Raw genomic sequence first — 11,895 nt, forward strand, 5'->3', positions numbered from 1 at the left:
AAGTGTATGAGTAAAATCTATAAATATAATAGATAATTTTAGATATTTATAGGTTTTATAGAGCTGATGTTTAATGGAAATGATTAAAGAAGGTATTTATAAAAATAGTTATGCCACTTTTTTTATGACAAAGGATATTTTAGATACTCTTGAAGAAGGTGTTTTTGAACAAGCAAAAAATGCATCAATGATACCTGATGTTGAGTTTTTAGGATATACTCCAGATGCACATATTGGCAAGGGGACATCAATTGGAACAATAATTGTTTGGGACATGGCAAAAGCATGGATAAGTCCAACCATTGTTGGTGTTGATATTGGATGCGGAATGAGGCTTATTAAAACAGACTACTATGCTGACAATTTAAATAAGCAAACATTAAGAAAGCTTATGAATGAAATAGAAGAAATGATACCAACTGGTGTTGGTAAAAAGAATAAAAAAGTTGGTCTTACTAAAACACAATATGAAAATAATCTTTTTAATGTAGAAATTGACAAAGACATATCTGATATTATGGATATGTTTGAAGAATATGATATAGATACAATTCCAAAAGAGTCTTATGATATTGGAATTGAACAGTTTGCAACATTAGGTGGAGGTAATCACTTTATAGAGTTTCAAAAACTAAATCTTGTTGATAAAGAAATAGGTGGGAAATGGGGATTATTTGACGGACAGTTGGTAATCATGGTTCATTCTGGTTCGAGAAGATTAGGATCTGTAATTGGGGACTATTATCAAAAGAAATTCCAAAGCATTATGGAGGATAAGCATATAAATACACCTGATAAGCACCTTACATTTCTTCCAATTGATAATAAAGTATCAAGAGATTATATAAAAGCAATGCAGGTAGCTTTCATATATGCAAAATTAAATAGGCATTATATGAGCAAATTTATAATTGATATTCTTGATAAAAATAATATAAATAGTAGTGTCTTATATGATGTTTCTCATAATATAGCCTATAAAGAAGTTTTCAATAATAAAGAAAAGTTAATAATAAGAAAAGGTGCAACACGAGCTTTACCTAAAGGGCATTATTTAATCCCTTCTCAATTATTTACTGAATATGGTCATCCTGTGATACTTCCTGGCAGTATGGGAAGTTTTTCATATATCTTAAGGGGAATTGATACAAACAAAGCAAGTTACCATACAGTTAATCATGGTGCAGGAAGGGTAATATCACGAAATCAAGCAAGAAAATCTATATCTATTGAAGATTTTTCAAAAGCATTAAATCAAGGCAATGAAGGAGAAATTCTAATAAATACAAGAAATCTTAAAGACTTTATAGATGAAAGCCCACAAAGTTACAAAGATATTAATCTTGTTATAGAATCTGTTATAACTTCTGGATTAGCACAAGTAGTTGCAAAATTAAAACCTCTTGGAGTAATAAAAGGGAAAGACTAAAGGAGAAAATAGTATGGATATCTATGCAATATGGCTATATTCAATAAATGGGATTGGGCCAATAAGGTTTAGGATGATAAAGGAAAGATATAATACAATAAAGAATTTTTATGAAAACAGGAAAGATGCTAACCAAAAATTTATTTCTGAAGATGCTAAAAAAGAGATTTTTAAAGGTGATTTATCTTTTGCAGAGAGGATAATAGAAAAATGCAACAAAGAAGATATTCATATAATCTATGAAGATGATGATATATATCCAGATGATTTCAAAAATTATGAAGATTCTCCACCTATATTTTATTTAAAGGGAGATAAAGAAATATTAAAAAATACAAATAAAATATCAATTATTGGAACAAGATATCCAACATATTATGGTAAGAAGGTTGCAACAGAGTTATCAGAAATGCTTGCACAGAATAATATAATAATAGTAAGTGGGATGGCAAAAGGTATTGATACTTTTGCTCACACTGCAGCACTTAAATACAACAAAACAATTGCGGTTTTAGGATGTGGAGTTGATGTAGTATATCCAAGAGAAAATACAAAACTATATATGGATATAATAGAAAATGGGTGTGTCTTATCTGAATACCCACCTGAAACAAAACCTGATAAAGGCAATTTTCCTCAAAGAAATAGAATAATTAGTATGTTAAGTGATATATTAGTTGTTGTAGAGGCACCACTGAAAAGCGGTATATTTTCAACTGTAGATGCAGCCTTAGATCAAGGGAAGGATATTTATGTAGTTCCAGGTAATATTACATCGCCAAAAAGTGCTGGGACAAACAAGCTTATTAGAGAAGGGGCAAAGGTTATATGCTCAATTGATGATTTTTTGCAGGATATTGGAATTACTGATTTAAAAAATAATGATAAAAATGATCAAGAACAATTGACAAATGATGAAAAATATATATTATCATTAATTGAGACTGAAGGGGCAATGGATGTTGAGAAAATTGCTGAATTATCAAAAAGGCAAATAAGTGATATACTTAGCATATTAACTATGCTCGAAATTAAAGGAAAAATACAAAAAGAGAGGGCATCTAAGTATATCAAGATATAGATTCTAAGGAGGAATTATATTTGAAAAAATTAGTTATAGTGGAGTCCCCAGCCAAAGCAAAAACAATAGCAAAGTATCTTGGTAAGGATTTTAAAGTTGAGGCTTCTATGGGACATATTAGGGATTTACCAAAAAGTAAATTAGGTGTTGATATAGAAAAAAACTTCGAGCCACAATATATTAATATACGTGGTAAAGCTGAGATAATAAACAAGCTTAAAAAAAGTGCAAAAGAAGCAGATAAGGTTTTTCTTGCTACTGACCCTGATAGAGAAGGGGAAGCAATTTCATGGCATCTTGCAAAGATTCTTGAAATTGATCCTAATGAGCCATGCAGAATTACCTTTAATGAAATTACAAAAAATGCAGTAAAGGAATCAATAAAAAAACCTCGTTCAATTAATATTAATCTTGTTGATGCTCAGCAAGCAAGAAGAGTATTAGATAGATTGGTTGGGTACAAAATAAGTCCTGTCCTTTGGGAAAAGGTAAAGAGTGGACTTTCTGCTGGTAGGGTCCAATCTGTTGCAACAAGACTTGTTGTGGAAAGAGAAGAAGAGATAAATAATTTTATACCAGAGGAATACTGGACTATTGAAGCTATATTTGAAAAAGATAAACAAAAGTTCAGTGCTAAGTTTTATGGCGATAAAAAAGGAAAGATTGAACTTAAAAATAAAGAACAAGTTGACAAAATATTAGCAGATATTAAAGGAAAGGAATTTGTTGTTGAAAAATTAAAACTAGGTGAAAAAAAGAAAAATCCTTCGCCACCATTTACAACAAGTACACTTCAACAAGAAGCATCGAGAAAACTAAGATTTACTCCGGCAAGAACAATGATGATTGCCCAGCAACTCTATGAAGGTGTTGAAATAAAAGGTGAAGGAAATGTTGCTTTAATAACATATATGAGAACAGACTCACTAAGAATTTCCGAAGAGGCACAAAGAAATGCATTGGATGCTATAAAAACAAGATTTGGTGAAAAGTACTTGCCAGATTCGCCAAGAATATATAAGTCCAAAAAAGGTGCCCAGGATGCCCATGAAGCAATAAGGCCAACATATATAGATAGAACACCTGAGTCCTTAAAAGATTCATTATCAAACGAGCAATATAAGCTATATAAATTGATATATGATAGATTTTTAGCTTCACAGATGGCAAGTGCCATATTTGATACAATAAATGCTGATTTAAATGTAAATGGTTATATTTTTAAACTTAGCGGTTCAAAGCTTAAGTTTCCTGGTTTTATGGATGTATACATCGAAGGGAAAGACCAAGATGATGAAGAAGAAAATGCGTTACTTCCAGAGATAAATCAAGATGATAAACTAAAAGCTAAAAAAATAGACCCCAAACAGCATTTTACACAACCACCGCCAAGATATACAGAAGCAACACTTATAAAAGCACTTGAAGAAAAAGGAATAGGTCGTCCAAGCACATATGCTCCTACTATACAAACAATACTTGAAAGAGATTATGTAACAAAAGAAGACAGATTTTTAAAACCTACCGAATTAGGCATAATTGTTACAAATATTATGAAGGAATATTTTAAGGATATTGTTGATATAGAATTTACTGCTGAACTTGAAGATAGCTTGGACTTTATCGAAGAAGGAAAAATAAACTGGATTGATATTGTTAAAAAATACTATGAACCGCTTGAAAAAGAACTAGAGATTGCAAAACAAAATCTCCAGCAAGTTGAAGTAAAGGAAGAAGAAACAGATATTGTTTGTGATAAATGTGGAAGGAACATGGTTATAAAAAGAGGCAGGTTTGGTAAGTTTTTAGCTTGTCCTGGCTATCCAGAATGTAAAAATACAAAACCACTTCTAAAGTATATAGATGTAACGTGCCCAAAATGTTCCTCGAGGATGGTTGAAAGAAGATCAAAAAAAGGTAAGATATATTATTCTTGTGAAAATACAAACTGCGACACAATCAGTTGGGAAAAACCACAAAAAAACTGTCCAGTATGTGGTAATTTTATGTATTTAAAAGGTAAGAAGAACGAAAGGACATTAGTCTGTTCAAATGAACAATGTGGATATAAAGAAGAGCAGACCAAAAAGGAGGAAAAAATTTAAGTGGACTTTATAACTGTAATAGGTGCTGGGCTTGCAGGTGTTGAAGCAGCAAATATAATAACTAAATTCGGCATAAAGGTTAAACTTTATGAGATGAAACCAAAGAAATTCACTCCTGCTCACCACCATGAAGGATTTGCTGAACTTGTATGTAGCAATTCACTGAAATCAAAGTTAATAACAAATGCTTCAGGGTTACTTAAAGAAGAAATGAAGGTTTTTAATTCAATTATTATGGAAGCAGCAGATTATTCAAGTGTGGAAGCTGGCCAAGCATTGGCTGTTGATAGAAATATATTTTCTAATTATATAACAGATAAATTAAAGAATAATAAACTCATTGAGGTTATCAATGATGAGGTTGAAGAAATTCCAAAAGACAAAATGGTAATTGTAGCAACAGGGCCTCTTACCTCAGAGGCTCTGTTGAATGATATTTCAAGATTATTAAAACAAGACAACCTATATTTTTTTGATGCAGCATCACCAATTTTAACAAAAGAAAGTGTTGATTTTTCAAAGGCATTTTTTGCCTCAAGATATCAAAAAGGTGATGACGACTATATAAACTGCCCAATGACAAAAGATGAATATTTAAGGTTTTATAATGAATTAATAAATTCAGAAAAGATTGAGGTTCATGACTTTGAAAAAGATCTTCTATTCGAAGGTTGTATGCCTATAGAAGAAATGGCTTTAAGGGGTGTTGACACAATAAGATTTGGTCCTCTAAAACCCAAAGGCATCATAGACCCAAAAACAGGTAAAATGCCATATGCAGTTGTGCAGCTTAGGAAAGAAAATAAAGAAGGGACATTATATAATCTTGTTGGATTTCAAACAAGACTTAAATGGCCAGAACAAAAAAGGGTATTTAGATTAATTCCCGGACTCGAAAATGCTGAGTTTGTAAGATATGGAGTTATGCACAAAAACTCATATATCAATTCTCCAAAGGTTTTAAGCAAGTATTTAAATTTGAAAGAATATCCCAATATCTTCTTTGCAGGGCAGATTACAGGTGTTGAAGGATATATAGAATCAGCATCAACAGGTATTATTGCAGGAATAAATGCAAGTTTAATATTAAAAGGAAAACAGCCAATAATTCTTCCATCAACCACTTGCATTGGTGCATTAATTCATTATATAACAGAAGAGAGAGAAAACTTTCAACCAATGAACTCAAACTATGGGATAATAAGTGTTAATGAGGAAATTTCTAAAATGAAGGATAAGGACCAAAGAAAAATAAAAATAGCTGATAAGTCTTTATTAACATGCAGAGAAACATATAATATTATAAAAACATTATTCTAGGTTGTTTAAAAAATATTGTTAATTAAATAATTGAAAAATTAACTTATTTGTGATAGCATTAACATTGTTTGAGAATATTTATTCGGAGGTTTAGTATGTTTGAAGGGACTACAATAGTGGGTGTTAAAAAGGGGGACAAGGTAGCTGTTGCAGGCGATGGACAAGTTACATTTTCCCAAAATATGATAATGAAAGCAACAGCAAAAAAAGTCCGTAAATTATATAATGGAAACGTTTTGGTTGGATTTGCAGGTTCGGTAGCTGATGCGATTACGCTTTGTGAAAAGTTTGAAGAAAAGCTTGAACAAAATAGCGGCAATTTACAAAAAAGTGCTGTTGAGCTTGCAAAGGAATGGAGACAAGATAAGGTATTAAGAAAGCTTGAAGCATTACTTATTGCAGCAAATAAGGAGCACCTTTTCATAATCTCCGGAAGTGGTGAAGTTGTTGAACCAGATGATAATGTTGCAGCAATAGGTTCGGGTGGAGCATATGCTTTAGCTGCAGCAAGGGCACTTTTAAATAATACTGATTTATCTGCTTCTGAGATTGCAAGAAAGTCACTTGAGATTGCAGCTGATATATGTATATATACAAATAATAATATAACAGTAATTGAATTGTAGGTGAGAAATATGCATGAACTTACACCAAAAGAAATAGTAATTGAGTTAGATAAATATATAGTTGGGCAAAATGAGGCAAAAAGAAGGGTTGCAGTTGCATTAAGAAATAGATATAGAAGATCAAAATTGCCTAATGAAATTAAGGAAGAGATAATACCCAAGAATATCTTGATGGTTGGTCCTACTGGTGTTGGTAAAACAGAGATAGCAAGAAGACTTGCAAAGCTTGTTAATGCACCTTTCGTCAAGGTTGAAGCTACTAAGTTTACAGAGGTTGGCTATGTAGGTAGAGATGTTGACTCAATGGTGAGAGACCTTGTTGAAAATGCCATTTCACTTGTAAAGAATGAATATATGGAAAAAATGAAAGAAAGAGCAAAGGTACTTGTCGAGGATAGAATACTTGAAATATTAGTACCAACTGAAAATAAAAAAGCTGGCTTTAAAAACCCATTTGAAGCTTTGCTTGGAACATCTTCACAAGAAACAGAGGTTTACACTGCATCAGAAGACTTTGTTAGAAATCAAAGAGAATTTTTAAGAGAAAAGTTAAGAAACGGTGAACTCGAAGATAGGATAATTGAAATAGAAGTTGAAGATTCTGTGAAGCCACCATTTGAAATGATAATGGGCACAATTACAGAAGAAATGGGTGTATCATTTCAAGATATCATGGGAAGTTTATTTCCAAAAAAGAAAAAGAAAAAAAGAATGCCAATAAAGGAAGCAAGACCAATTCTTGAACAAGAAGAATACCAAAAGCTTATTGATATGGATGAAGTTACAAAAGAAGCCATAAAACGTGCAGAAGAACACGGGATTATTTTTATAGATGAGATTGATAAAATTGCCGGAAGAGGTTCAACTTCAGGCCCAGATGTATCAAGAGAAGGAGTTCAAAGGGATATACTACCTATTGTCGAAGGAAGTACTGTTACAACAAAATACGGCCCTGTTAAAACAGATCATATTCTTTTTATTGCAGCCGGTGCATTCCATGTTGCTAAAGTATCTGACTTAATACCAGAGCTTCAAGGAAGATTTCCAGTTGTTGTTGAACTAAATAGCTTAACTGAAGAAGATTTTAAAAAGATATTAACACAACCAAAAAATGCAATACTAAAGCAATATATCGAGCTTATGAAAACTGAAAATGTAAACATAGAGTTTACAGAGGACGCAATTGATGCTTTAGCAAAGGTTTCTGTAAAAATAAATGAACAGAATGAAAATATTGGTGCAAGAAGGCTTCATACAGTTGTTGAAAAGCTTATGGAAGATATATCTTTTGAGTATGCAAATCTTGATGAAATAGTAAATTTAACAATTGATGGGCAATTTGTATATAGCAAGATATCAGACATGCTTAAAGACAAGGATTTAAGCAGATTTATTATATAAATCGAAGGAGTGTTTTTTATGCCATTGGATTTACTTGAGAAAACTCGAAAAATTAGCAGATTGTTTTCATCATACAAGAAGGACGCAGTATCATATCCACAAATAAGTGCAATATTAGGGGATATTACAACTTCAAATGTTTATATAATAGATAGAAATGGGAAAATTTTAGGGAAATATATAAATCCTTTTGTATTTAATTCCTGCGATGTTTTTGCTGATGAATTGGTTGGCGAAAAATTTAATAGATTTTTTAGGTCCATAATTGATACAAGAAATAATATCAAGCTTGCTGATGTGTTTAAATTAATTGGGGTTACATTAGATGGAGTGGATGATTCTTGCCTTTGCATGATTATTCCAATGAGTAAAGCTGGAGAGAAGGTTGGTACTTTATTTTTATTGAAACATAATGAATCATTCAACGATGAGGATACATTGATTGCCGAATATTGTGCTACATTACTTAGTTCAGAGCTTATGAATATTATTTATGAAGAAATTGAAAGTGAAAATAAAAAGCTTGAAATAATAGAATCTGCATTAGCTACTTTATCAAGCACCGAGATTGATGCACTTATATTTATCTTTGATGAACTAAAATCAAGCGAAGGCCAATTGGTAGCAAGTAGAATAGCTGATAAAGTAGGTATAACTCGATCAGTAATTGTAAATGCCTTAAGAAAGATTGAAAGTGCTGAACTTATTGAAACAAGGTCTTTAGGAATGAAAGGAACTTATATAAAAATAACAAACGATAGATTAATTCAAGAACTTAAAAAATATAGAAGCAAGCTTTAAAATGTGAGGTTATATAATAGCCAAAGCTAGAAAAATTAAAACATAATTATGATGCTAAACAACTTAAAATGTAAAAATGGAGAGGCTACCAACTTTGACCTGTTTCCTGTCAAGTAGACAGGGGGCAGATTGTTCCTTTTGGTAGCCTCTTATTTTATTTCTAAAAAAATTGTTATGGAGTTTTATCAAATATTTTAGTAAAATATAATCAATAATTGTTGAAATAGAGAGGAAGTTATCATAAAATGTCGAATTTGTTTGATAAGATAGATAACTTTAAAAAAGCACTTGATTATTCTTGGAAAAGAAACGAAATAATATCAAATAATATTGCTAATGCTGATACACCTCAGTATAAGGCAAAAGATATAGATTTTGAAAAATTTATGAGTCAAGCAGAAAATAATACTTTTGAACTTATTACAACAGAGCCACAACATATTAAAGAAGTATCTAATGATACATATAATGAGTTTATTTATAATCAGAATAATCCAATGAGATTAGATGGCAATACGGTTGATGTAGAACAAGAAATGGGTAATATGATAAAAAACTCGTTATATTTTGATGGACTTAGCATGCAACTATCAAGAAGTTTAAATAGTCTTAGAAATGCTATTACAGAAGGAGGTAGGAAATAATGGGTATGTTTGATTCAATAAATATTTCATCATCAGCACTAAATGCACAGAGAGTTAGAATGGACGTAATAGCACAAAATTTAGCAAATGCAAATACAACAAGAACAGAGGATGGGACACCTTATAGAAGAAAGGTGGTTGTATTTGAAGAAAGAAAAACAAGTTTTCAAGAGGTTTTGAATAACCAAATAAATAATAATCAAATTTCATCAGGTGGAGTTAGAGTAAAAGCTATTATTGAAGATCAAAGCCCATTTAAGAGAGTCTATGATCCAAATCATCCTGATGCCGACAAAGACGGATATGTAAATATGCCCAATGTTGATACAGTTACAGAAATGGTAAATATGATTGAAGCAAGTAGAAACTACGAAGCAAATATAACAGCTCTTAACATTACAAAATCAATGATTTCACGTTCTCTTGAAATAGGCAAATAAAATATAGGGGGCAAAACTAAATGGCAATAAATCCCATAAACAGTAATGTGAATTCTCTTAATAAAATTAATAGTTCTTTGTTAACACAGAATACCACTGATGAGAATCAAAAGGATGTGTCTTTTATTGATTATCTATATAAAGCAATAGAAGGGGTTGACAGTTTACAAAAAGAGGCAGAAGCACAAACAGAGCTTTTTATTTCAGGACGAAGTCAAAATCCATATGATATGGCAATAGCATCAGAAAAGGCGTCATTAGCATTATCATTTACATTACAGATAAGAAATAAAATACTTGATGCTTATAATGAAATAATGAGAATGCAGGTTTAATTTTAAAACATAAGGGGGGTAAAAAGTGCCTCAATTTATTAATGATTTAATAGCAAAACTTAAAGAGAAATGGGCTAATTTATCAAAATCTCAAAAAACAATGCTTATAACATCGGTTTCTATAATATTATTATCGGTCATTTTAGCAATTTATATTACATCTAAACCGAATTTTGTTCCTCTTTTTACAGGGCTTGATCCGAAAGATAGTGCAGAGATACAAAATGTTTTAAACGAACAAAAGATTGAAACAAAGATTCAAAGTGGTGGAACAACAATTTTAGTTAGAGATACTGATGTTGATAAAGCAAAGATGGCTGCTGCTTTAGCAGGCTATCCCAAAAATGAGGGCATGACATTTGAAGATGCACTAAAACTTACATCATCTATGACAGCAACAGAAACAGATAAACAAAGAACATTCACAAAGCTTAAGGAAAGTCAAATTGAAAAGGCTTTGAAAGAAATGGAAGAGTATATTTCTAACGCTATTGTAAACCTAAATATCCCTGATAGCTATACATTTGCACTAAATGAGAATGCTGATAAGGCTTCAGCAAGTGTTAAACTTACACTCAAAAGACAAATGTCCACAGATCAAATTGAAGGTATTCAAAGATTTGTTGCTGCATCTGTTCAAGGACTGGCACCAGAACGAGTTGTAATTATTGATAATAAAGGCAACTATTTGTCACAGGATGATTCTTCAACACCAGAAGGCAATGCTAGCAAACAACTTCAGGTAAAGATAGAAACAAAGAATGAGCTTGAAAAGAAGATTAAAGAACTTCTCGGGAGTTATGTTGATTCTCCTGAAGATGTTAAAGTAAGTATTAATTTGGATATGAATTTTGACACTCAAAAAATAAATGAAACAAAGTATTCTCCTGTTTTAGAGGATAGTGGGATTATTGTATCCCAAAAAACTACAAAAGAGGAAATTGTAAATGGTTCTAATGCTTCTGGAACTCCTGGAACAGATACCAATCCTACACAAACAACACCACAGTATCCTTTAGCAAATAATGGACAGGGATCCACGTATTCAAAGACTGATCAGACAACAAACTATCAAAACAACCAAAAAACAACAGAAATTATTAAAGCACCAGGCACAATAAATTATGATAAATCCTCTATTGCAGTAGTTCTATATAGATACAAAAGCTATACACAATCTGAGTATGAAAAAACTGCTCAGGCAAAGACACTACCATGGGAAAGTTTTAAGTTACAAAATGAAAATAATAAAACATCCTTTTTAGCAAGTCAGAATGATATTCAGAATATTACCAACTTAATAAAGAATGCTACAGGTATTTCCAATATAACTGTTGAAGGGTATGAAATACCAAGATTTATAGATTCTGAACCAAAACAAATTCCATATGATTTGATTTATATGATTTTTGCATTTATTTTGCTGATGTCCTTTGCTGTTACTATGATGTTAAAGGCTTTAAAGTCAAAGAAGACGCCACTTACTCAGGTAGAACTTGCAGGAGCTGGTGGCCCAACATTGATTGAAAATTTAACACCAGAAGAGATATTGACTAAAGCAGTTGAGAAAAAAGATAATATTGAAGAAATAGATCTTGAGGATTTTGGGTCCAATCAATATGAAAAACAGCTTGATAAACTAATTAAAGAAAAGCCAGAGCTTGTTGCACAGCTTCTAAGAAATTGGCTTACTGAGGAATGGGAGTGAAGATA

At 31.5% G+C, this 11,895-nt stretch carries 11 protein-coding genes; all 11 read left to right on the forward strand.

Annotation, left to right across the window (positions count from 1 at the left end):
* Nucleotides 1-73 precede the first annotated feature (73 nt).
* Complete coding sequence (locus ACAG39_10975; protein ID MEZ0537753.1) at nt 74-1,429, forward strand: RtcB family protein; 1,356 nt, start codon at nt 74-76, stop codon at nt 1,427-1,429.
* A 13-nt stretch (nt 1,430-1,442) separates the two neighbouring features.
* Complete coding sequence (gene dprA / locus ACAG39_10980) at nt 1,443-2,510, forward strand: DNA-processing protein DprA (protein ID MEZ0537754.1); 1,068 nt, start codon at nt 1,443-1,445, stop codon at nt 2,508-2,510.
* A gap of 20 nt (nt 2,511-2,530) precedes the next feature.
* The gene (topA, locus tag ACAG39_10985) at nt 2,531-4,615 is read left to right on the forward strand and encodes a type I DNA topoisomerase (GenBank protein ID MEZ0537755.1); all 2,085 of its coding nucleotides are present in this window, start codon (nt 2,531-2,533) and stop codon (nt 4,613-4,615) included.
* Entirely contained in the window at nt 4,616-5,935 is a 1,320-nt protein-coding gene (gene trmFO, locus ACAG39_10990; protein ID MEZ0537756.1) for a methylenetetrahydrofolate--tRNA-(uracil(54)-C(5))-methyltransferase (FADH(2)-oxidizing) TrmFO, read from the forward strand.
* 95 nt (nt 5,936-6,030) lie between these two features.
* Nucleotides 6,031-6,561, forward strand: coding sequence for an ATP-dependent protease subunit HslV (gene hslV, locus ACAG39_10995; GenBank protein ID MEZ0537757.1), 531 nt, complete (start codon nt 6,031-6,033; stop codon nt 6,559-6,561).
* A gap of 9 nt (nt 6,562-6,570) precedes the next feature.
* Nucleotides 6,571-7,962: an ATP-dependent protease ATPase subunit HslU gene (hslU, locus tag ACAG39_11000; protein MEZ0537758.1), complete on the forward strand. Its 1,392-nt coding sequence runs from the start codon at nt 6,571-6,573 to the stop codon at nt 7,960-7,962.
* An 18-nt stretch (nt 7,963-7,980) separates the two neighbouring features.
* Complete coding sequence (codY, locus tag ACAG39_11005) at nt 7,981-8,763, forward strand: GTP-sensing pleiotropic transcriptional regulator CodY (protein ID MEZ0537759.1); 783 nt, start codon at nt 7,981-7,983, stop codon at nt 8,761-8,763.
* A gap of 245 nt (nt 8,764-9,008) precedes the next feature.
* The gene (gene flgB, locus ACAG39_11010; GenBank protein MEZ0537760.1) at nt 9,009-9,407 is read left to right on the forward strand and encodes a flagellar basal body rod protein FlgB; all 399 of its coding nucleotides are present in this window, start codon (nt 9,009-9,011) and stop codon (nt 9,405-9,407) included.
* On the forward strand, nt 9,407-9,847 hold the full coding sequence (gene flgC, locus ACAG39_11015) for a flagellar basal body rod protein FlgC (GenBank protein MEZ0537761.1): 441 nt from the start codon (nt 9,407-9,409) through the stop codon (nt 9,845-9,847). The genes flgB and flgC overlap by 1 nt, the downstream gene beginning before the upstream one ends.
* A 20-nt stretch (nt 9,848-9,867) precedes the next feature.
* Complete coding sequence (fliE, locus tag ACAG39_11020; GenBank protein ID MEZ0537762.1) at nt 9,868-10,182, forward strand: flagellar hook-basal body complex protein FliE; 315 nt, start codon at nt 9,868-9,870, stop codon at nt 10,180-10,182.
* A gap of 25 nt (nt 10,183-10,207) precedes the next feature.
* Entirely contained in the window at nt 10,208-11,890 is a 1,683-nt protein-coding gene (gene fliF / locus ACAG39_11025) for a flagellar basal-body MS-ring/collar protein FliF (GenBank protein MEZ0537763.1), read from the forward strand.
* Nucleotides 11,891-11,895 lie beyond the last annotated feature (5 nt).

The sequence above is a fragment of the Caldicellulosiruptoraceae bacterium PP1 genome, from assembly GCA_041320695.1.
GTDB lineage: Bacteria > Bacillota > Thermoanaerobacteria > Caldicellulosiruptorales > Caldicellulosiruptoraceae > JBGGOQ01.

Excerpts from the sequence above, each read along its gene's own strand:
- ACAG39_10975 (MEZ0537753.1), top strand. The coding sequence starts at position 74 with ATGGAAATGATTAAAGAAGGTATTTATAAAAATAGTTATGCCACTTTT.
- dprA (MEZ0537754.1), top strand. The coding sequence starts at position 1,443 with ATGGATATCTATGCAATATGGCTATATTCAATAAATGGGATTGGGCCA.
- hslV (MEZ0537757.1), top strand. The coding sequence starts at position 6,031 with ATGTTTGAAGGGACTACAATAGTGGGTGTTAAAAAGGGGGACAAGGTA.
- hslU (MEZ0537758.1), top strand. The coding sequence starts at position 6,571 with ATGCATGAACTTACACCAAAAGAAATAGTAATTGAGTTAGATAAATAT.
- codY (MEZ0537759.1), top strand. The coding sequence starts at position 7,981 with ATGCCATTGGATTTACTTGAGAAAACTCGAAAAATTAGCAGATTGTTT.
- flgB (MEZ0537760.1), top strand. The coding sequence starts at position 9,009 with ATGTCGAATTTGTTTGATAAGATAGATAACTTTAAAAAAGCACTTGAT.
- flgC (MEZ0537761.1), top strand. The coding sequence starts at position 9,407 with ATGGGTATGTTTGATTCAATAAATATTTCATCATCAGCACTAAATGCA.
- fliE (MEZ0537762.1), top strand. The coding sequence starts at position 9,868 with ATGGCAATAAATCCCATAAACAGTAATGTGAATTCTCTTAATAAAATT.